16 protein-coding genes are annotated in these 21,978 nt (G+C 44.1%); 4 read left to right on the top strand and 12 right to left on the bottom strand.

The genetic code is table 11. The features are described from left to right. Positions 1–50 precede the first annotated feature (50 nt). On the bottom strand, positions 51–3,086 hold the full coding sequence (locus tag QZ942_RS10710; protein WP_292995419.1) for a GGDEF and EAL domain-containing protein: 3,036 nt from the start codon (positions 3,084–3,086) through the stop codon (positions 51–53). Between the two features lie 259 nt (positions 3,087–3,345). Further along, the gene (locus QZ942_RS10705; protein WP_292995418.1) at positions 3,346–4,833 is read right to left on the bottom strand and encodes an FMN-binding glutamate synthase family protein; all 1,488 of its coding nucleotides are present in this window, start codon (positions 4,831–4,833) and stop codon (positions 3,346–3,348) included. A 142-nt stretch (positions 4,834–4,975) separates the two neighbouring features. On the opposite strand from QZ942_RS10705, the gene nadC reads away from it, so the two are divergent. Continuing rightward, positions 4,976–5,830, top strand: coding sequence for a carboxylating nicotinate-nucleotide diphosphorylase (nadC, locus tag QZ942_RS10700; protein WP_292995416.1), 855 nt, complete (start codon positions 4,976–4,978; stop codon positions 5,828–5,830). A gap of 107 nt (positions 5,831–5,937) precedes the next feature. Here nadC and cysG read toward each other — a convergent pair whose 3' ends face one another. The 6 genes from cysG to QZ942_RS10670 all read right to left on the bottom strand — a co-directional run bounded on the left by cysG (position 5,938) and on the right by QZ942_RS10670 (position 13,807). After that, the gene (cysG, locus tag QZ942_RS10695) at positions 5,938–7,383 is read right to left on the bottom strand and encodes a siroheme synthase CysG (RefSeq protein ID WP_292995414.1); all 1,446 of its coding nucleotides are present in this window, start codon (positions 7,381–7,383) and stop codon (positions 5,938–5,940) included. A 148-nt stretch (positions 7,384–7,531) separates the two neighbouring features. Beyond that, the gene (locus QZ942_RS10690; RefSeq protein ID WP_292995462.1) at positions 7,532–8,491 is read right to left on the bottom strand and encodes a PstS family phosphate ABC transporter substrate-binding protein; all 960 of its coding nucleotides are present in this window, start codon (positions 8,489–8,491) and stop codon (positions 7,532–7,534) included. Between the two features lie 273 nt (positions 8,492–8,764). Beyond that, a complete protein-coding gene (glmM, locus tag QZ942_RS10685; RefSeq protein WP_292995412.1) occupies positions 8,765–10,126 on the bottom strand; it encodes a phosphoglucosamine mutase in 1,362 nt (453 codons plus the stop codon). Positions 10,127–10,193: 67 nt separating this feature from the next. Further along, entirely contained in the window at positions 10,194–11,003 is an 810-nt protein-coding gene (gene folP / locus QZ942_RS10680; RefSeq protein WP_292995410.1) for a dihydropteroate synthase, read from the bottom strand. A 98-nt stretch (positions 11,004–11,101) separates the two neighbouring features. Further along, a complete protein-coding gene (gene ftsH, locus QZ942_RS10675; RefSeq protein WP_292995408.1) occupies positions 11,102–13,018 on the bottom strand; it encodes an ATP-dependent zinc metalloprotease FtsH in 1,917 nt (638 codons plus the stop codon). Positions 13,019–13,189: 171 nt separating this feature from the next. Next, complete coding sequence (locus QZ942_RS10670; RefSeq protein ID WP_292995406.1) at positions 13,190–13,807, bottom strand: RlmE family RNA methyltransferase; 618 nt, start codon at positions 13,805–13,807, stop codon at positions 13,190–13,192. Positions 13,808–13,837: 30 nt separating this feature from the next. Between QZ942_RS10670 and QZ942_RS10665 the strand changes: the two genes are divergently transcribed. Beyond that, positions 13,838–14,191 (top strand): YhbY family RNA-binding protein, encoded by a 354-nt coding sequence (locus QZ942_RS10665; RefSeq protein ID WP_292995404.1) that lies wholly within the window; start codon positions 13,838–13,840, stop codon positions 14,189–14,191. 19 nt (positions 14,192–14,210) lie between these two features. On the opposite strand, the gene greA is transcribed toward QZ942_RS10665, so the two are convergent. From greA to carA, 3 genes are read right to left on the bottom strand one after another with little or no spacing between them, the layout of a single operon-like run. Further along, positions 14,211–14,687: a transcription elongation factor GreA gene (greA, locus tag QZ942_RS10660; protein ID WP_292995402.1), complete on the bottom strand. Its 477-nt coding sequence runs from the start codon at positions 14,685–14,687 to the stop codon at positions 14,211–14,213. Between the two features lie 57 nt (positions 14,688–14,744). Next, complete coding sequence (gene carB, locus QZ942_RS10655; protein WP_292995400.1) at positions 14,745–17,954, bottom strand: carbamoyl-phosphate synthase large subunit; 3,210 nt, start codon at positions 17,952–17,954, stop codon at positions 14,745–14,747. A gap of 39 nt (positions 17,955–17,993) precedes the next feature. Beyond that, entirely contained in the window at positions 17,994–19,148 is a 1,155-nt protein-coding gene (carA, locus tag QZ942_RS10650; RefSeq protein ID WP_292995398.1) for a glutamine-hydrolyzing carbamoyl-phosphate synthase small subunit, read from the bottom strand. Positions 19,149–19,575: 427 nt separating this feature from the next. On the opposite strand from carA, the gene QZ942_RS10645 reads away from it, so the two are divergent. Continuing rightward, on the top strand, positions 19,576–20,076 hold the full coding sequence (locus QZ942_RS10645; protein ID WP_292995396.1) for a PH domain-containing protein: 501 nt from the start codon (positions 19,576–19,578) through the stop codon (positions 20,074–20,076). A gap of 108 nt (positions 20,077–20,184) precedes the next feature. Beyond that, positions 20,185–20,898 (top strand): hypothetical protein, encoded by a 714-nt coding sequence (locus QZ942_RS10640; protein WP_292995394.1) that lies wholly within the window; start codon positions 20,185–20,187, stop codon positions 20,896–20,898. A gap of 188 nt (positions 20,899–21,086) precedes the next feature. Here QZ942_RS10640 and QZ942_RS10635 read toward each other — a convergent pair whose 3' ends face one another. Further along, positions 21,087–21,818 carry a toll/interleukin-1 receptor domain-containing protein gene (locus QZ942_RS10635; protein ID WP_292995392.1) on the bottom strand — a complete coding sequence of 244 codons (732 nt, stop codon included), beginning with the start codon at positions 21,816–21,818 and terminating at the stop codon, positions 21,087–21,089. Positions 21,819–21,978 lie beyond the last annotated feature (160 nt).

Raw genomic sequence — 21,978 nt, 5'->3', positions numbered from 1 at the left:
TAGGTTATTGTTGCCTACGTGGGGGAGAGGACCGGAATTTCAAGAGCAGATTATTTTGCTGAGTGGATAACGCGTATTTTGCTTGTTGGTGGTATAGGTTTTAGTAGGGCACGTTCAATTTCAGAAACAGGCACTGGTTTGCTAAAATAATAGCCTTGATAGTGGTTGCATTTTTGTGCCATCAATAGATTCAATTGCTCTTCTGTTTCTATTCCTTCGGCAATGACATCCATTTCCAGGCTGTGCGCCATTGCTATGATAGTCGCAACAATGGTGCGGTCATTTTTATCGGTTACGATATCGCGAACGAATGAACGATCTATTTTGAGTGTATGAATCGGGAAACGCTTCAAATAACTCAGGCTTGAGTAACCAGTCCCGAAATCATCAATTGAAATCTGTATGCCCATTGCATTGAGACAGTTAAGTGTTTCTACCACTCTCTCAATATTGTCGATCAGCATACTTTCTGTTATTTCCAGGGCGATATACTTAGCTTCTACACCTGTTTCGCTGAGGATGCGTGATATATTATTTATTAGCTCTTTGTCACGGAATTGCCTTGCTGACAGGTTAATGGCAACCTTTGGTACGATATAACCCTGCTCTTGCCAGGATTTAATCTGTGCACAGACTGTTTTCAGAACCCATTCACCAATTGGGATAATTAAACCAGTTTCTTCTGCCAAGTTGATAAATTTATCTGGAGCGATCAATTTGTGTTCTGGGTGCCGCCAACGGAGCAGCGCTTCTACACTGTACAACTGGTGATTGGGCATATCCATGACAGGTTGGTAATATAATACCAGTTCATTACGTTCCAGCGCATAGCGTAAATCAAGCCCGAGCGTATGTCTTTCATGCGCTGATTTATTGAGCTCATCGGTAAAGAATTGGTAATTATTCCGTCCGTTTTCCTTTGCGTGATACATTGCGACATCACTATTCTTTAGCAATGTTTCTGCATTGGCCCCATCATTCGGAAAAACTGCGATACCGATGCTGCCACCGATATGTAGTTCATTTTTATGGATATAATAAGGCCGAAGCAGTGAATCCAATATCTTCTGTGCTACTTTTGCAGCATCCAGTGATTCCGTAATGGAATTTAATACGACAATAAACTCATCACCGCCCTGACGGGCAACCGTATCTTCGTTGCGGACACAAATCAACAATCTTTCTGCAACCGCCTTTAATAAAAGATCACCAATATCATGACCGAGTGAATCATTGATGGTTTTGAAATGATCCAAGTCGATAAACAGCACCGCCATTTGTTTTTGGCTGCGCGTATCATGGACAAGCGCCTGCTCGATACGGTCTTGTAGCAAATGCCGATTGGGTAGACCTGTTAATGCATCATGTGTTGCCATCTCGATGATGCGTTTTTCTGCTTCCGTACGTTCGTACCAGCGGCTTAGATCATGCGCAACGGTAGCAATAAGATTCTGCTCATAAGGCAGGGCAAATGGGAGATCCTGGATATAGGATACTTGTAGCAATCCACATATCTCTCCATTGGCTATGATTTTTGCGCTTATCGTATTCAGAAGATTGTCTTGATAGGGTGCTGTGGTAAATTTTTTATCTGCAAGTTTAATCATGGCAACAGCCATCTCAGGAAATTGTAAAGCCAGTGTTAAACAATTTAATATGCTCTGGCATGTTTTTTCTACACTTAAATCCTGTTCCAGATAGTTTCGTACTGTATGTAAACAATTGCTTTCCTTCAACCGCTCGCTCAAGTCAAGATCTTTTTGTTTGCGAGCGGTAATATCTACCCGTACAGAAAGGTAATGATCTATTTTTCCACTTGTGTTCACTAATGGGACGATGGTCGAATCAACCCAATAGAGTCCGCCAGATTTATTGCGATTACAGATTTCCTGATGCCAGGTTTGACCTTTTGTAATCGTTTCCCACATTTCCATGAAGAATGACTTAGGATGTGTACGTGAGTTCAGTATGCGATGATCCTGTCCGATGAGTTCTTTTTGAGAATAGCCACTGATTTCACAGAATTTCTCGTTGACTTGTATAATACTTCCTTGATCATCTGTGATAGAAATTAGAGCAAGCTTACCAATAGCGTCAAGATAGGCAGTCAGTTCGGAAGAAATTTCTTCAGCTTCGTTTTTAGCCTCTATTAATTCCTTATGTGCTTTGAGTGATGTATTTCTGGATTTAATTGATTTTTGAATGAGCGGAACGGTCAGCCAATATACAATTGCCATGCCGATTAAAACAAGAAAACCTAGGTATAAAGCTATAGTTTTTGTCTGCTGGGTCAGATGGCTATACAGTTCTTTTTCATCGATCTTGAGCACGGCGCCTAAGCCGTAGGCAACGGGTGAATGGGCTGCAACAACATCTGTCTGCCGATAATCTTGAGTAAATTTAATACCGCTCTGCCCTGCTAAAGCAAAATGTATCGGTAAAGGTTTGTTATGCATGATTCGTTGCATGCGTTTAAATTGATTCCCGTTAAACCCGCGCAAGAAGCAATCCATCTCAAGATCATTGTCTTTTACAGGTGCACAAAGCAGGAAGTCACCGGTTTTGCCAATGAGGATAGCTTCTTTAAATATCCTCGTAAGATCAAACATAGCCTCTTCAGTTGTGATGCGGGCAATGGGATTATTTTTCTCATCTAGGAGCTGTATCGAGTTACGGACAATAAATTGTCCATCCCACAATAAAACAGTATGGATATCCGGGTCTGTATCCAATTCAACGGCAAGATCCGGGCTAGTGGAATTGATGCCTGAACTGAGTATCAGGTTTTCTTCAACGTCATGGATTTTTATACCCATGAAATGTGTAGTCAGTATTTTATCTACAGACTTGATGAGTCCGGTGATGCCTTCATCATTGGATTCATCTGAATAAATCTTTTCTAAACTTTGAGTCAGAAAGATGCGTGTAGATAATGCTTTTGTATTCGCGACGGAATGTGCAATCTGATTTTCGATTAACTTGACTTTGTTTTCTAGTGCTACTTTGAGACCTGAGGTGGTCATTTCTTCAATTTGCGGCTGCATGACGCTGTAGACAGAGATTCCTGCTGAGAAGATGAGTGCCATCAATGCTAATCCACTGAGGATACAAATTCTTCGGTCATCCCGATTGATGAAAAAATGAATCATTGTCGATTATAGGACTACTTGTTGTTAAGTAGATTTGTTTCCGAGCATAAGGCATACATTATCGGTAATCAGGCATTAACCTTAAGCTGTATTTAGGGGATCTTTTTCCCTCTTATTCTCAAAATGATGCGAAGTGCCACATGATTGATATATGAATAGTATCTAACGATGAAGCTGAATAAATCGGGTTTCTAGTTCATATTTTTTTCTTGGATGATTCGGGATAGGGATAAAGAATATTTAGTGCCACGCTTTTACCCGCTGTTTCAACGATACGTACATGCTCACGTTTAAATTGCCGTGCGTGATGTAGGCCGCATGAGTGAGCGATCATGTTAATTTCTTTGTTGACATTCCGGGCATAATTGGCAACACGCAGATATTTTTCTTCAACCACCAAACCATTCTGCAAACGCGCATCATGCGTGGTAATTCCAGTTGGGCAGGTATTGAGATGGCAGCGCATCGCCTGAATGCAGCCCAATGAGAACATAAAGCCACGAGCAGTATTTACAAAATCGGCACCAGCACAGAGCGCCCATGCGCCTTCTGCAGAAGTCACCAATTTTCCCGCCGCAACGATGTGGATGCGGTTTCTCAGACCGGATTGGAGTAATGAATCTACCACGCGAGGCAACGCTTCTGCGATTGGTAGGCTGACATGATCGATCAATGTCTGCGGTGCTGCGCCACTGCCGCCTTCACCGCCATCAATAGTCAAAAAATCGGGTGCATATTCAAGTCCTCGGCGGTTGATGCTATCACATAGCTCATTAATAAAATTCCACCCGCCGATAGCCGTTTTGACGCCTACAGGCCGCCCGGTCAGTTCTCGGATAAAAATAATTTTATCTAGCAGCTCATCAATATTGTTGATGTCCTTATGGCGATTCGGACTGATGGAATCCTGATTCTCAGGAATACCGCGGATGGCAGCAATTTCGCTACCGACTTTATTCCCAGGCAGTAATCCACCTTTGCCGGGTTTTGCACCTTGAGATAGCTTGATTTCAAATGCTTTTACTACCTTGCTCAATTCTTTTGCGCGTTGGGGCGAGAAATTTCCGCTTTCATCTCGGATGCCATATTTGGCGGTGCCAATTTGCATGATCACATCACAATCGCTTTCCAAGTGATAAGGAGATAATCCGCCTTCACCGGTATTCAGCCAGCAACCCGCTTGTGCGGCGCCGAGAGATAGCGCGCGCACAGCTGGTTTCGAGATTGCACCATAGCTCATGCCGCTTATATTGACGATGGATTTGGCTTCAAACGGATATTCACAATAACCTTGGCCGATATGTAATGAAGGTGTCGGTAACTGATCTTCTTCTTGAATAGGAAAAGCAGCATTGACAAAAATAATCGAACCGGGCTGGCGCAAGTCATTGGTAGAACCAAAACCGACGAGGCTGCCTTTATTCTTGGCATTCTTGTAAATCCAGCCCCGTGTAGCGCGATTGAACGGCATTTCATCTCGATCATTGGAAAAAAAATATTGCCGGAAATATTTACCTTGCCGTTCAAAAATATAGCGTAGCCGCCCAATAACAGGATAGTTGCGTAAAACAGAATGTTTTTTCTGCGTTACATCTTGAATGAACCAGAATACGACCATACCAACGATGACAAGACCCAGCATGGTGGCAATACTGTAGATAATTAAATCAATTGCACTAGACATATAACCTCCTTATCGGCATGTGTCAGCATATACTATCTGTTCAAATACTGTGAGTGAACATTCTGGAAAGCTACTGGAATTACTGTAGCGTTAATCAGGTGTACTATAATTTCGTTCTTCATTGAAGAATAAGGTGAAATAATTGCAAGATTTACATACTGAAATTGACCGCAATGTAAAGCAGGCGCTGGTGGAAGATATTGGCGCTGGCGACCTGACGGCATCCTTGATTCCTGGAGACAAGGAATTGAGCGCATCGGTGGTTAGCAGAGAAGATGCGGTATTGTGCGGAGTGCAGTGGTTTGAAGCTTGTTTTTTAGCTTTGTCGTCAGAAACAACAGTGCATTGGTTTGCCAAGGATGGAAACACTGTTCAGGCAGGGCATAAACTATGCGAGATTAAAGGACAAGCCCGTGCCTTATTATCAGCCGAACGTTCCGCGTTGAATTTTTTACAAATGCTGTCTGCTGTAGCGACACAGACCAAGTATTTTGTTGATGCAATAGCCGGTACACAAGCCGCTATTGTGGATACACGCAAAACATTACCTGGGTTACGGTTGGCGCAGAAATATGCAGTGAAGTGTGGCGGCGGCATCAATCATCGATTTGGCTTGTATGATGGGGTTTTGATCAAAGAGAATCATGTTATTGCAGCGGGTGGAATAACGGCAGCATTAAGAAAAGCGCAGGAAATTGTGCCGCCAGGGGGTTTTATCCAGATTGAAGTGGAATCTTTGCTAGAACTACAAGAGGCGCTGACAGCTGATGCCGGTATGGTTCTGTTAGATAATTTTACGCTGAATCAGCTATTGGATGCGGTTGCGCTGACTCGCCAGCAAGTCGGTGAACGAGTCATATTGGAAGCATCTGGGGATATTACCTTGAAGAACGTGCGCCAGGTTGCTGAAACGGGTGTAGATAGGATCTCTATTGGCAGTTTGACTAAGAATATCAAAGCGATAGATTTGTCGATGCGATTTAGAGAGTCAGCATAAGATACAATTGATTAGCTTTTTTCTTATTCAAACTCAAGTGACTATCGCAAGAACTGATTCTGGAATCTGGTATTGCATTAATGATGTTGCGCATGTTTTTTGTGACTTTACTGTTTCTTACCCTTGTTCGTTGCTATCCCTGAGATGATTTGTGTTCGCGAGATTTCTTCGGCTGGTTCAAACCACGCAAGATTCTGGTGTAGTTGGACGACTTCTCCAACGATTATCAGGGTGGGTGGAGTCAGATTTTCAGCTGCGGCGAGATCTGCTAGTGTTTGTAATGTTCCGGTAATGACCTTCTGTTTTTGCGTCGTGCCTTGCTGAATGATTGCTGCAGGCGTGGAATCTGGCAGGCCGTGGGCGACCAACTGTTGGCATAAAAAAGGCAAACCCAACAGCCCCATGTAAATTACGATGGTCTGGTTAGGATGTGCGAGAAGGGACCAGTCCAGATCGACGCTGTTATTTTTCAGATGGCCGGTAACAAAAATACATGACTGGGCATAATCCCGGTGTGTAAGTGGAATGCCTGCATAGGCTGCAACACCGGAAGCGGCGGTAATGCCGGGTACAACTTGGAAAGGAATATGGTGGGAGGCCAGAGTTTCGATTTCTTCGCCGCCACGGCCAAAAATAAAAGGATCGCCGCCTTTGAGCCGCAGCACTCGTTTCCCTTCTTGTGCGAGACGTACCAGTAGTTGATTGATAGATTCCTGCTCCAGGGTGTGGCGATTACGTTCCTTTCCGGCATATATACGAGTGGCATCCCGGCGTACCATATCGAGAATGGCAGGCGAGACTAGCCGGTCATAAACAACAACATCCGCTTGTTGCATCAGACGCATGGCCCGGAAAGTGAGTAAATCAGGATTGCCCGGCCCGGCTCCAACCAGATAAACCTCTCCTTGTGGAGATTTGTCTTTTTCTTGCTGCAAGGATTGTAGAAGATATGCCTGCGCCGCTTTGTCCTTTCCAGCCAGCACCAGTTCCGTAAATCGGCTTTGCAGTAATTCTTCCCAGAAAATACGTCGTTTTTCCGGGTGCGTAAAATGCTGTTTGACATGCTTACGGAACTTCCCGGCCATCGCCGCTAGCCGTGCATAGGCGACCGGTATCATAATTTCCAATTGGGCGCGTAACAATCTAGCCAGTACAGGGGATTGGCCGCCACTGGATACGGCAATCAACAACGGCGACCGGTCAACGATGGAAGGCATGATGAAGGTACATAAATCCGGGTCATCGACCACATTAACCGGAATTTGCCTTTGCTGGGCTGCCTCAGAAACCAATTGGTTTGTGACCCGATCATTCGTTGCCGCAATAACTAAAACAATATCTTCCAGTTGTTCGGGTTGAAAAGATTCAGCAAAAAATTTGATTTTGCCATGCACGAGGTATTCTTTCAGCGTTGTATCCAATTCAGGGGATACCACTGAAACTTTGGCCCCAGCCTGGAGCAAAAGCATAATTTTGCGCGTAGCGACTTCACCGGCGCCTACCACTAGACAGGTTTTGTTTTTGATGTTAAAGAAAATTGGCAGAAAATCCATCGCTTCTCCGGGTAATCCTCAATGCAAAAAAAAAGGAAGTACTGATTAATTCTAAGCGCATAAATAGGCGCAAGATTTAATCAGTACTTCCCTGAGATGCTGTGGCTATTTTAACCGAAGCCTGAGAACTGAATCGTCTTCAAATGGTTTATAAACTGGATTCCAGTTTAAGTATATCTTCTAGCTTTATGTTGGTTCCCGTACCTTTAAATACCGTACCTATTTTTTTCTTATTCAGATGTTCGATATTGAGATTGTATACTTCTTTGGAAAGCGGGAAGTATTTGACTTCAGTTACAAGTTCTGCCGCGTTCTTCATATAGAAATTAACGAATTCATTAATTTCAGGTTTGTCAGCTGATTTGGCATTAACGTAGATGAATATCGGGCGTGATAATGGCTTGTAGCTATTATTCTCTACCGTTGCGGCGGATGGAATTACGCCACCATTGCCACTGTCGACCGCAACTGCATTAATTTTATTACTATTTTCTATGTAATAGGCAAAACCGAAAAAACCTAGCGCATAGATGTCACTTGCGACACCTTGCACCAAAACATTGTCATCCTCTGATGCGGTAAAATCGCCACGGCTTGATTTTGCCTTGCCAACAATAGCTTCGGTGAAGTATTCGAATGTACCGGAATCCGCACCAGGGCCATAAAGTTTAATTTTTTTATCAGGCCATGCAGGGTTTATCTGATTCCAGCTGGTGATTACACCTTGTGCACCGGGTTCCCATATTTTCTTCAGTTCATCAACAGTTATGGTTTTGCTCCAAGTGTTTTTTGGATTAACAACGATGGTTAAGGCATCAAAAGCAATCGGCATCTCAATGTATTGTACCCCTTCCAGCTTACATGCTTCCATTTCTAATTGCGTAATCGGGCGGGAAGCATTAACAATATCAATCTCATTCCGGCAGAATTTCTTGAAACCACCACCGGTTCCAGAGATACCGACAGTGACACGGATCGCGCCGCGTTTGGCTATCTGAAAGTCTTCAGCGACAGCTTCAGTAATGGGGAAAACGGTGCTGGAACCATCAATCTTAACGATCGGACTGGCATTGGCAACGCCTGCGGTAATTGATGCGCTGAGAAACATGGTCGCAATGAGCGTCCTGAAGTGAACCGAGTTCGACATTTATATGCTCTCCAAATGAGTGGATAAAAGGTAATGAGAGGTTACTTAAAGTTGACGCAATATTTTATTGCAGAATTATTACAATATTATGACAGTTTTATTTTTGTCATAAAGTGGATTGGCTCGACTCAATTTTATATCAGATCTCTAATCATATACAGCATACAGTGTTTCATGAGTATGTCAGATAGGTTTCTAGAAAGACTGATTGTGGAATTCGAATGCCGATATTTTTTATGCAGCGCTGGCAGCTTGCACGGTTTCAGCGATTCGTTCAGCCCAGAAATTAACCTTATGTTTTAATTTACCTTCAACCATCACACGGATAAGCGGTTCTGTACCCGATGCCCGAATAAGAACACGTCCGCCGCCACTCAGATCAGTTTCAGCTTCTTGCTGTACGGATTTGATCGCTTTGTTAGTATTAAAGTTAAACATCTTGGGGATTCTTACATTGATTAAGCGTTGCGGGTATAAGGAGACGCCGCGCATGAATTCAGCCAGTGTTTTATTAGTATCACGCAGTGCATACAAAACTTGCAAAGCGGAAATAATGCCATCACCCGTCGTATGCTTATCCATACAAATGATATGTCCAGAATTCTCGCCACCGAGATGCCATCCTTTTTCTTGCAGTGATTCCAGCACATAACGATCACCGACATTGGTGCGGAGAAACGGAATATGCAGTTTCTTGAATTGGGCTTCTATTGCAAGATTGGTCATCAAGGTGCCAACAACTCCGCCGGTTAGCATTTTTTTCTGCTGACGATGCTTGGCGATGATGTAGATCAATTGATCACCGTCGTACGACCTGCCTTGCTTATCCACCATGATGACGCGATCACCATCACCATCCAGTGCAATGCCCAAGTCAGCATGGTGATGTGTGACAGCCTTTTGCAATGTGGCGCAATGAGTAGCACCGCATTCATGATTGATATTCAGACCATTAGGTTGTACACCAATGGTGACGACATCGGCGCCGAGTTCATGCATGACATGACCGGCAATATGATAGGCGGCACCATGCGCACAATCGACCACAATGCGCAATCCGCGCAGATCAAGGTGATAGGGAAAAGTGCTTTTACAGAATTCGATATAGCGGCCAGCGGCATCATCAATCCGTTGTACCTTGCCGAGCTGTGCCGAAGGTTTGGTTTCGATGGGAGCACTTAAGCCAGCTTCTATTTTGTGTTCCATTTCATCAGGAAGCTTGCTGCCTAAAGCAGAAAAAAACTTTACACCGTTATCCTCAAACAGATTATGTGATGCTGAGATAACAATGCCAGCTTGCAATCGCAGTGCGCGAATCAGGTAAGCTATGGCTGGCGTCGGCATCGGTCCAGACAAAATGACATCCACGCCGGCTGCGCATAATCCTGCTTCCAGTGCAGATTCCAACATATAGCCAGAAACCCGGGTATCTTTGCCAATAAGGACGGTTGGACGCTTCCCTTCCATCAAATGCCAATCGGCAGCCGCCAGAACTTTGCCTGCAGAATAACCCAGATGCATGATGAAATCAGGTGTAATCGGATATTTACCTACACGCCCGCGTATGCCATCAGTTCCAAAATATTTTTTAGTCATTTTAAGAAATTATTGATCAGGATTGGAAAAATCTTTATGAACGTTTGGTTTGTTAATCTGCTGTTTGTTATACTTCAAAGTTCTGCATGGCGTTGTAGACAGCAAGCGCATCTTTGCTGGCTTTGACATCATGTACACGTACAATTTTTGCACCTTTAACTACTGCGAGCAAGGCGGCTGCAACACTTTCATGAATCCGGCGATCTACACTGTTTCCGGTAATGGTTCCAAGCATGGATTTGCGGGATAAACCTGCCAATACCGGAACACCCAGTGTTGTCAAATGTTCCAGCTGATTGAGTAATGCAAGATTATGTTGCAGTGTTTTGCCAAAACCAAAACCCGGATCGATAATCAATCGATCTTTCGAAATGCCGGCTGTCGTTGCTGCATGGATACGCTGCTCCAAGAAATCTTTTACTTCAGAGACAATATTTTTGTATTCTGGATTTTTCTGCATACCTTGAGGGGTACCTTGCATATGCATCAAACAGATTCGAACATGATTGTTCTGTGCGACAGTTTCCAACGCTCCGGGGCTACGCAGTGCATTAACGTCATTAATCATGAAAGCGCCTGCAGCTATTGCGCATTTCATCACTTCGGGCTTGGAAGTATCAATTGAAATAGGCGTATTGGTAACTATGAGTGCTTCCAGCACAGGGATAATGCGCTTTAATTCTTCATCAATGCTGACTTGTTGACTCCCGGGGCGTGTTGATTCTCCACCGATATCCAGTATATCGGCACCTTCATCAATCAGATTCCTGCCATGTGCAATAGCTTGTTGCGTTGACAGGTAAAGTCCCCCATCCGAGAAGGAATCGGGGGTTACATTAATAACCCCCATGATGAGTGGGCGATTAGTTGAGAGCATAAGGCTTTTCTGTCATGAAGTTACAATAAGAAAGGGAATGTAGAAGTAAAAACGGGATACGATTTCTGGTCGTATCCCGTCATTCAGATGATTGATGATTAATCAGCTTCTTTTGCGATTTCCTGCGGTGCTGCGGGTTCACCTTGTTCATCCGGTTTTACTGATGATTCGCCACTTGTGGTTGAAGAAGTTGTTGACTGTGGTGGTTTAGGTGGACGTGGTGGACGACCTTCCATAATATCATTGATTTGGTCGCTATCGATCGTTTCCCACTCCAGTAAAGCTTGAGTCATGGCTTCGATTTTGTCCTTATTGGCTTCAATAAGTTTTCGGGCAATCGCATATTGTTCATCAACAATACGGCGAACTTCTGCGTCGACGGTTTGCATAGTTTTTTCACTCATATTTTTATGAGTAGTCACTGAACGACCCAGAAAAACTTCGCCTTCATTTTCACCATAGACCATCGGTCCAAGCTTATCGGACATTCCCCACTGGGTTACCATTTGCCGTGCTAGATCTGTTGCACGTTCAAAATCATTGGAAGCGCCCGTTGTCATTTGCTTCATGAAGACTTCTTCGGCGATACGCCCGCCAAACATAACCGAGATTCTTTGCAGTATTTCTTCACGTTCCATACTAAAGCGATCTTCTGTGGGCAATTGCATGGTGACACCCAGAGCACGGCCTCGTGGAATAATAGTTACTTTGTGGACCGGGTCTGTTTTTGGCAATAATTGTGCCACGACAGCATGCCCTGATTCATGATAGGCAGTGTTTCTGCGCTCATGTTCCGGCATGATAAGAGAACGTCGTTCGGCGCCCATAAATATTTTATCTTTGGCGCGTTCAAAATCTTCCATGTCGACAAAACGTTTGTTACCACGTGCTGCAAATAGCGCAGCTTCGTTAACCAGATTAGCAAGATCTGCACCCGACATACCCGGTGTGCCACGTGCCAGAATATCTGCTTTTACATCAGGCGAAAGTGGTACTTTGCGCATATGCACATGAAGAATTTGTTCCCGTCCACGTATATCTGGTAGTGGTACGGTAACTTGACGGTCAAAACGGCCGGGACGTAGTAAAGCAGGATCCAATACATCAGGACGGTTGGTTGCTGCAATCACAATAACGCCCATGGCACCTTCAAAACCATCCATTTCTACCAGTAGCTGATTGAGCGTTTGCTCACGTTCATCGTTTCCACCGCCCAGACCGGCGCCACGTTGACGGCCTACCGCATCAATCTCGTCAATAAAGATGATGCAAGGCGCATGTTTTTTTGCTTGCTCAAACATGTCACGTACCCGAGATGCGCCAACACCGACGAACATTTCAACAAAATCGGAACCCGAAATGCTGAAAAATGGTACCTGCGCTTCCCCTGCGATTGCGCGAGCCAGCAATGTTTTTCCCGTTCCTGGGCTACCTACCATCAATACGCCGCGTGGGATACGCCCCCCCAGTTTCTGGAATTTGGTGGGATCACGCAGGAATTCGACTAGTTCTGCAACTTCTTCTTTTGCTTCCTCGCAACCTGCAACATCATTGAAAGTTACCGTGTTGGTTGATTTGTCGAGCATACGCGCTTTGCTTTTGCCAAATGAGAACGCGCCGCCATTCCGCCCACCACCTTGCATTTGACGCATGAAAAATATCCATACGCCAATCAGTAATAGCATCGGGAACCATGAAATGAAAATACTCATCAACATGGATGGCTCTTCATCCGGTTTAGCCTCAACAACAACACCAGCTTTAAGTAAATCGCTGACCATCCAGGGATCGGATGGCGCATATGTTGTGAAGCGTCTGCCATCAGACTTCGTACCTTTAAGTGTACGGCCCTCAATGACAACCTTAGCGATCCTGCCTTGATTCAATTCTGAAATGAATTGAGAGTATTCCATTGGCACTTGCGCCGGTTGACGTACGCTGAATTGATTAAATACGGTCATCAACACAAGTGCAATTACTAGCCAAATGGCCATATTTTTAATTAAGTTATTCAAAATAGCTCCTTGATTTGCACCTTAAAATCATTGATTAGTCATTCTAACTCTATTTTGTAGAATATAACAGAACAGTTCGTGTTGTATAAATTTGCTGTTAAATTGTAATCCTACTCTGTACATTTATCCTGATCACTGAGGGGATCCATTCATTTCTCAGCAATCTTACTATTATTTTTTCCCGAGCCCTAATAAATATAATTCATTGCTGCGATCACGTGAGGCCTTGGGTTTTCTTATCAGTACGCTCTTAAATCCGGCGCGCATGTCACGGAGAAACTGCTCAGAATCGCGGCCTTGAAAAACTTTGACTAGAAAATTTCCGCCATAGTTCAGTTGTTCCATTGAAAATGCCAGTGCCAGTTCAGCCAAATACATACTTCTAGCTTGGTCACTGACTACAATACCACTGATATTAGGCGACATGTCTGAAATTACAAGATCCGGCTGATGTTCACCTAAGTGCTTCCTCAATTCAAGCACAGCGTGCTCTTCTCTAAAATCACCTTGGATAAATTCCACACCGGGCAGTGGTGACATGTCCAGAATATCCACGGCAATAACTTTACCTTTGTTACCTACTTTATGGCTGACAACTTGAGACCAGCTCCCGGGGGCTGCGCCTAAATCGACAACAATTATACCCGGTCTCAGTATGTGATCACGTTCGGCGATCTCTAGCAGCTTGTATGCGGCCCGCGAGCGATAACCATCTTTTTTGGCTTGCTTGACAAAAAAATCATTGACATGTTCCTTCATCCAAGCTTTACTGGTTTTAGCCTGTTTCATCAAGTAAAATAATATAATTTAAGAGGATTTATGTTAACACTAACTATTGCTCATCGGCGTGAACTAAAAGCGCAAGCACATGCGCTAAATCCGGTTGTGATGATCGGGAAGACTGGCTTGTCGCCTAGCGTTATTGCGGAGCTGGATCGCGGGCTTTTAAGTCATGAATTGATTAAGATTAAAGCTCAGATTGATGATCGGACTGTCAGGAATACGCTTTTTGAGGAAATATGTCAGCAATTGGGAGCAGCGCCGGTACAGCATATCGGTAAAATATTTATTATTTATCGGCCTAAACCGGAAGAAACCGAGAAGAAACCTGTGCATACGATCCACAGAAAGAAACGTGAAGCATTTCGTGCCAAGCGTAGCTTTCAGAATTGATTGTCTATTGACCGTATCTTTAGATGTACTTAACATCCAATATTTCATATTCTCGTATACCGCTGGGTGCTTGAACTTCTGCGATATCTCCGGCAAATTTACCGATCAAGGCACGCGAAATCGGGGAGCTGATGGAGATTTTTCCATTCTTGATGTTGGCTTCATCGTCACCCACAATTTGATAAGTAACGATATCGCCACTTTGTAGATCTTCCAATTCGACAGTAGCGCCGAAAACACAGGCTCCATCAGCATTAATGAGTGCCGGGTTAATGATTTGTGCGTTGGAAAGTTTGCTTTCCAAATCCGCAATACGTCCTTCAATAAAGCCTTGCTTTTCTTTGGCAGCATCATATTCGGCATTTTCAGAAAGATCGCCATGTGCACGTGCTTCGGCGATCGCCGCAATGACTGCTGGGCGATGTACCGTTTTCATTTCGTGTAATTCCTTACGTAATGCCTCCGCCCCTACTACCGTTAATGGAATAGTGCTCATCGTAAATTTTTACCTTTCATTTTCATTTTATTTTCAATAATATAGGGGGTTATGTGTTTATGTCTTAAGTTGTGTGTGCAATTTCTGTAAATTATAGACCTGCAGTTCACGTCGATTGGTTATGCCCATGCATGCAGCGCGTGCGCCCGCTAATGTTGTATAGTAAGTTACTCTTGCCTGAAGCGCGGCATGGCGAATCGAGTAAGAATCACGTATCGCACTGCGCTGATTCTTTACTGTATTGATGATTAAGTTGATTTCTCCATTTTTAATCATGTCTACTATATGCGGACGACCTTCTGCTACCTTGTTAATGATAACGACATCTACGCCGGCTTCGGTTATCGCAGCAGCAGTTCCGCGTGTAGCATAAAGGGTGAAACCAAGTTCTGCAAGGCTGCGTGCGATTTCAACGGCATGCGGTTTGTCGGATTGCTTCACACTGATGAAAATCTTGCCGGAAGTAGGTAAACGAACATCTGTCGCTAATTGGGATTTAACAAAAGCTTCTGCAAAAGTGGCGCCCATTCCCATAACTTCGCCGGTAGACTTCATTTCCGGACCCAATATCGTATCAACACCAGAGAGTTTGATAAAGGGGAATACGGCTTCTTTGACAGAATAATATTCAGGGAGTATCTCTTTGGTAGTACCCTGATCAATAAGACTCTTTCCTATCATGCAACGTGCAGAGATTTTTGCTAATTGGAGGCCGGTTGCCTTAGAGATGAAAGGAACAGTGCGTGATGCTCTTGGATTGACTTCGAGAACATAGACTGTGTTGTCTTGAATCGCGAATTGAATATTCATGAGCCCAACGACATTCAATGCACGCGCCATTTCAGCAGTTTGGCGACGCAGTTCATCCAATATTTCAGGCTGCAAGTTAAAGGTCGGGAGAGAACAAGCGGAGTCGCCGGAATGCACACCGGCTTGCTCAATATGCTCCATGATACCGCCGATCAAAACGGTTTCTCCGTCACAGATTGCATCAACATCCACTTCCGTTGCATTGGTAAGAAAATGGTCCAATAATACCGGTGAGTCATTGGAAACCTTAACTGCTTCACGCATGTAGCGCTCCAGATCAGCCTTTTCATGAATAATTTCCATAGCACGTCCACCTAATACATAACTTGGTCGTACTACCAGCGGGTAACCGATTTCTTCAGCAGCGATAAAAGCAGCCTCTGGATTGCGCACAGTCCGATTAGGCGGCTGTCTTAAACCCAGCTGTTGCAACATTTTCTGGAAGCGTTCGCGATCTTCCGCACAATCAATCATGTCCGGGCTGGTGCCAATAATCGGCACGCCATTAGCCTCTAGGTCTCGTGCGAGTTTGAGGGGCGTTTGCCCGCCATACTGTACGATCACGCCATCGGGTTTTTCTACTGCTACAATTTCAAGAACATCTTCCAGTGTCAGCGGCTCAAAATACAAACGATCCGATGTGTCGTAGTCGGTTGAAACGGTTTCCGGGTTGCAGTTGACCATAATGGTTTCAAAGCCATCCTCACGTAATGCCAATGCCGCATGCACGCAACAATAATCAAATTCGATGCCTTGGCCAATACGATTGGGTCCACCGCCCAGCACCATAATTTTCTTCTTATCCGTAGGGCGGGATTCGCACTCGTCTTCGTAAGTGGAATACATGTACGCCGTGCTAGTTGCGAATTCAGCCGCGCAGGTATCTACACGTTTGTAGACAGGATGTAAGTTGAGTTGATGCCGGTAAGTGCGGACAGCCGTCTGTTCGGTATTAAGTAGCTTGGCCAGGCGGCGGTCGGAAAAACCGCTACGTTTTAGTTTCCGTAATGCCTGTTTATCCAGTGTTTCCAGTTTTGTATGAGTCAATGCCTGTTCTTGTTTGACCAGATCTTCAATTTGTGCCAAAAACCAAATGTCAATATTGGTCAGCTGCTGCACTTCCTCAATAGACATATCACAACGGAAAGCATCGGCGACAAACCAGATGCGTTCCGGACCGGGGTTAGCCAGTTCGGTGCTGATATTTTCCAGGTTGTCGGTTTTCTCATCCAGACCATCCACGCCGGTTTCCAGTCCACGTAGCGCTTTTTGCAAAGATTCCTGAAAAGTTCGTCCAATCGCCATGACTTCACCCACCGATTTCATTTGTGTCGTCAGGCGATCATTGGTTTGCGGGAATTTCTCAAAAGCGAAACGCGGCACCTTGGTGACGACATAATCGATCGTGGGCTCAAAGGATGCCGGTGTAATGCCGCCTGTAATGTCATTGCCCAACTCGTTTAGGGTATAACCGACAGCAAGTTTGGCGGCGATCTTGGCAATCGGAAAACCGGTTGCTTTTGAAGCCAGCGCGGAGGAGCGCGAGACACGCGGATTCATCTCAATTACCAGCATTTGGCCGTTCTTAGGATTAATGGCAAACTGAACATTGGAGCCGCCGGTTTCCACCCCAATTTCGCGTAACACGGCGATGGATGCATTGCGCATCAACTGATATTCTTTATCAGTCAGTGTTTGAGCAGGCGCTACCGTTATCGAATCGCCGGTATGAACACCCATTGGATCGATATTCTCAATGGCACAGACAATAATGCAATTATCGTTTTTATCCCGCACCACTTCCATTTCAAACTCTTTCCAGCCAATAACGGATTCCTCAATCAATAGTTCTTTGGTAGGGGAAGTTTCCAATCCGCGTTCACAAATACTCAGGAATTCTTCACGATTGTACGCAATCCCGCCACCACTGCCGCCCATTGTAAAAGAAGGGCGAATAATAACTGGATAGCCAACCATAGCCTGAACTTGTAATGCTTCTTCCATACTATGTGCAACCGCAGAACGGGCAGAGCCCAATCCAATGCGCGTCATGGCTTGTTTGAATTTCTCACGATCTTCAGCCATATCGATTGCTTCACGCGATGCACCAATGAGCTCAACACCGTATTTTTCCAATACGCCATGTTTGACCAAATCCAATGCGCAGTTCAATGCAGTCTGGCCACCCATGGTAGGCAGCAGCGCCTGTGGCCGCTCAATAGCAATGATCTTCTCGATCATCGTCCAGGTAATCGGCTCGATATAGGTAGCATCGGCCATTTCCGGATCAGTCATGATGGTAGCGGGATTGGAATTCACCAGAACGATGCGGTAGCCTTCTTCACGCAAAGCTTTACAGGCTTGTACGCCGGAATAATCAAACTCGCAAGCCTGGCCGATAATGATGGGGCCGGCACCGATGATGAGTATGGATTGAATGTCGGTACGTTTAGGCATACTTTCTAAGAGGTAAAATTTGCGTCGTTTAGATGCGAATTATTGTGAAGGTTGATTTTTATAACGCCGCATCATTTTAATAAATTTATCAAACAGATAATCGGCTTCATGCGGGCCCGGGCTGGCTTCCGGATGTCCCTGAAAACAGAATGCGGGTTTATCCGTTAGCTCAAATCCTTGCAAACTGCCATCAAACAGTGATTTATGTGTGATACGCGCGTTAGCGGGCAACGTATTTGCATCAACAGCAAAACCATGATTTTGGCTGGTAATGATCACCCGGTTAGTGTCAACATCCTGCACTGGATGATTGGCGCCATGATGGCCGAACTTCATTTTGATGGTGCGTGCACCCGTAGCCAAACCCAGTAATTGGAGGCCAAGACAAATGCCAAATATCGGAATATTCTTTTCCAGCAATTTTTGGGTGGCAGAAATTGCATAATCACAAGGCTCCGGGTCACCAGGGCCATTGGAGAGAAATACACCATCAGGCTGTACCGCTAAAATTTCCTCGACCGGGGTTTGTGCAGGAAATACCGTGACCTTGCAGCCGCGTTGCGCCAGTTTGCGTAATATGGTGCGTTTGATGCCAAAATCAAAAGCGGCAACGTGATATTGGGAATTTTCCTGAATTCTAAAACCCGATCCGAGCGACCATTCACCTTCTGTCCAAGGATACGATTGCTGGCAACTGACCACCTTGGCAAGATCCATGCCCGCTAGACCAGGGAATGCCCTAGCGGTCTGTAATGCTTTGTCCTCATCTATATCACCCGCCATGATACAACCGGATTGCGCACCTTTTTCCCGTAAAATGCGGGTGAGCTTGCGCGTATCAATTTCAGCGATAGCGACCACATTTTGTTCTTTCAAAAATTCAGATAATGTCTGAGTTTTGCGGTGACTACTGGCTGCTAGCGGGAGATCACGAATCACTAAACCGGCGGCGTACACTTTGTTGATGTTGCCGGATTCAAAATCTTCCGGATTGGTGCCGGTGTTGCCAATATGCGGGTAAGTCAGGGTGATGATTTGTTGACAGTACGAAGGGTCGGTTAATATTTCCTGATAACCGGTCATTGCCGTATTGAAAGCGACTTCACCGGTCCTGATGCCTTCAACACCAATAGACACGCCACGAAAAATTGTTCCATCGGCAAGTGCGAGGATGGCGTGCGGGCGTTGTGACACAAAAAACTCCTTGGATACTGACAAGATCTGGAAACAGGACCAAGGCCAACAAGTTCTAAATGCCTCGGCTATTGAAGGCGGAATTATACGTGAAAAAGGTTTATTTTTGTATGTGTTCGGTTTTGCATGCGATAAAGTTGCTTATCAGTTTCGGATAACTGGATTGCCGGGTTGTGTGTTTACTGCGGAAAGGCGGAAAGTAAGTCACAGTTTCATTACGTTTTGCTTTGATTGATCATCAATGCATCAATCGTCACTGTGACTTTCTGGAGAAATATTGGCGCAAGTTTTGTTTTTAAAACGATAATGAGGCAAAATTCCCGAATTTTTCTTAGTTGATATTTTTACACTGTGAAAATTAATTGTGATCAAAACCAGATAAGTTGTGTGCGATATCATCGAATCAATATTTTAAAAAACAATAATCATGCATGTTTTCAAGTCTAAAATCGATAACTGGGTACTGGTTTGTTTGTTGTTATCAATCTCTGCCTGCCTGATGGGCGCATCCGCTGCCTTCATGGTCGGCGGGATAGCTAATTATGTGTTTGCAGCAATTATATTGCTTGCGGGCGCCGGTTTACCGGTATGGCTATATACATCAACCCAATATATTGTGAGCGGCGATGAGCTAGAAATAATCAGTGGCCCCTTTTCATGGAACATTCCCATACAATCGATCAAATCAATACAGGAAACGCAAAGTGCAGTGACAAGCCCGGCATTGTCGTTTGACCGCCTGGAAATTGCCTACGACGATGATAAATTCATCATTATCTCGCCGGTTGATAAAATGAAATTCATCCAGAAACTGGGTAGCGAGAAATTTATCGCGACCGGTAAGCGTGCCCGGCCGCAAGCGGATGGCAAGGCTGCAAAGAAAAGTCTTAAGAAAAACAAAATAAACCGGAAGAATTCACAGACCTGAGGTTTCAATCGAACGAATCAGGCTGCTTAGCTTGTTCATAATGAGATAATTTTGGAGTTGCTTTTAAACTACAACAATTCATCTTGTCAATTTTTGTAAACAGTACAAATGAATCGGCGCTTCCCTAATCGACATTTTTTAATTGGCGTTCTATTGTTGTGGTGTTGGGCGTCGTTTGCCGTAGCGAATGAAAAAATTGTTCATGTCATCGATTTTTCCGGCAATTTGAATGGCAGTGCCGTTTCCTGGTTGGAGGAACGAGGATTCGAGCTTCAACTGGATGCAAAAAAACTGAACCCTAGATTTGAGAATGATGCCCTGGTGATCAGCGCGGACGGCGAGATGGCCGGATTGTTTGGTTTGCAGCTGAAGCAACAGAACTTTATTCACAATGTGAAGCGGGTGGAAATCGTTTGGGGCGTGAATAAGTATCCCCAGGGCGCAAATTGGAATGCGGGAATTAACAGTGTGCCCATTGCCGTGATGTTGTCATTTGGAACCGAAAAGCTTTCAAGCGGTTTGCCTTTCGGTATCTATGCCGCGCCCTATTTCTTGAGTCCTTTTATTGGCAAGGCCGAAGAAGTGGATCGAATGTATGTGGGCAAGCTATGGAAAAAGGGCGGGCGATATTTTTGCGTGGCTTCCGGGAATCCGCCGGGAACAGTGATTACCACCGATTTTGAAGTCGATGAAAAATTCCGCGCCACTTTCAATCACGATAAAACACCGCCGATTACAGGGATTGCTTTCCAGGCCAATACCAACAATACCCAAGGCGGCGCCGAAGCGTTTATCAAGAAGATTACTTTTTTATCCCATTAAGCGTCTATTCGTCTAGCAAGATGAAATGCAAGGTTGGACTGCCGGAGAAAGTTCAACATCAAATGGCGATGAAATAAAACAGGTTCCTGTCGGTGTATTGCTGCCGGGTATCAGCGTGGTAAAATGAAGGTGTTTCTTTATCGCGAATGGGAAATGTTGGGCTTCCTTTGTCAGCCCAACCTACCACGCTATTGATGATAAGTAATCGTATCAAATAGTTGCTGACAGACTTCTTCTTCTCCTAATTGGATATAATCTATTCCCCGAATATTTAATAAACTAGGGCAATAATCATAAACATCATTTTTAGTTACGTTGTACCAGATTGGTAAAACTAGGGTTTTATTTTCTAGTATCTCTCGCGTAAAGATTGAATCGAATTCTTTTTTTGTCCAACCAGTATTTGAAATGAATTTTGGACTTAAAATGATTACACATTTCTTACATTCTTTTAGTCCTTTTTCTATGCTGATTCTTAAATTGTCACCTACTTTCAAAGAGAATTCATCATACCAAACAGGACATAACTTCTTACTTAGATTTGAAGCAACATTCCTTGCAATATTCTTATCATTTGAATCATGACAAATAAAAGCATAGGGTCTTTCTTCCATACTTAAAGTTTTTCTAAATTTTTCTGATCTAAATTGAACATTAAAGTCGTGTTCCTTTGCTTTTTCTTTTAGCTCATTCAGATCGTTACTGGTCAAATCTGTTTCAGAGTAAATAAAAATCCTGCGCGAATTGCTAAAGTGAGAAGAAGAATTAAACCATTCATTATCGCCAAAATATTGAAATTCTATCTCCACTAATTGTCCATTCTTAATTTTAAAATTACCTTGCACAGTCCTAGCATCTGGAAGTATGAATGAAGCTCCTTCACTTAGGTTAAATTCGCCATGTATTAATTGATTGAGCATTTCTTCGAAAAAACTTAAATCTTTATCATTTTTCAGAAGTGTCCGGAGATTTAATTGAATAGATTCAGTTGGTTATTATTGTTCGACATGGTTATTTGCACATCGGTATTTTTAACCAATTGATCGATAGGTATTTTTTCGAAAAGAGTTAGGCTTAAAA

The sequence above is a fragment of the Nitrosomonas sp. genome (assembly GCF_021731985.1).
GTDB lineage: Bacteria > Pseudomonadota > Gammaproteobacteria > Burkholderiales > Nitrosomonadaceae > Nitrosomonas.
Note: the sequence above shows the minus strand (reverse complement) of the source record. Positions and strands in the feature narration are given on the sequence as shown.

Excerpts from the sequence above, each read along its gene's own strand:
- QZ942_RS10710 (WP_292995419.1), bottom strand. The coding sequence starts at position 3,086 with ATGGCACTCATCTTCTCAGCAGGAATCTCTGTCTACAGCGTCATGCAG.
- QZ942_RS10705 (WP_292995418.1), bottom strand. The coding sequence starts at position 4,833 with ATGTCTAGTGCAATTGATTTAATTATCTACAGTATTGCCACCATGCTG.
- cysG (WP_292995414.1), bottom strand. The coding sequence starts at position 7,383 with ATGGATTTTCTGCCAATTTTCTTTAACATCAAAAACAAAACCTGTCTA.
- QZ942_RS10690 (WP_292995462.1), bottom strand. The coding sequence starts at position 8,491 with ATGTTTCTCAGCGCATCAATTACCGCAGGCGTTGCCAATGCCAGTCCG.
- glmM (WP_292995412.1), bottom strand. The coding sequence starts at position 10,126 with ATGACTAAAAAATATTTTGGAACTGATGGCATACGCGGGCGTGTAGGT.
- folP (WP_292995410.1), bottom strand. The coding sequence starts at position 11,003 with ATGCTCTCAACTAATCGCCCACTCATCATGGGGGTTATTAATGTAACC.
- QZ942_RS10670 (WP_292995406.1), bottom strand. The coding sequence starts at position 13,807 with ATGAAACAGGCTAAAACCAGTAAAGCTTGGATGAAGGAACATGTCAAT.
- QZ942_RS10665 (WP_292995404.1), top strand. The coding sequence starts at position 13,838 with ATGTTAACACTAACTATTGCTCATCGGCGTGAACTAAAAGCGCAAGCA.
- greA (WP_292995402.1), bottom strand. The coding sequence starts at position 14,687 with ATGAGCACTATTCCATTAACGGTAGTAGGGGCGGAGGCATTACGTAAG.
- carB (WP_292995400.1), bottom strand. The coding sequence starts at position 17,954 with ATGCCTAAACGTACCGACATTCAATCCATACTCATCATCGGTGCCGGC.
- QZ942_RS10645 (WP_292995396.1), top strand. The coding sequence starts at position 19,576 with ATGCATGTTTTCAAGTCTAAAATCGATAACTGGGTACTGGTTTGTTTG.
- QZ942_RS10640 (WP_292995394.1), top strand. The coding sequence starts at position 20,185 with ATGAATCGGCGCTTCCCTAATCGACATTTTTTAATTGGCGTTCTATTG.
- QZ942_RS10635 (WP_292995392.1), bottom strand. The coding sequence starts at position 21,818 with ATGCTCAATCAATTAATACATGGCGAATTTAACCTAAGTGAAGGAGCT.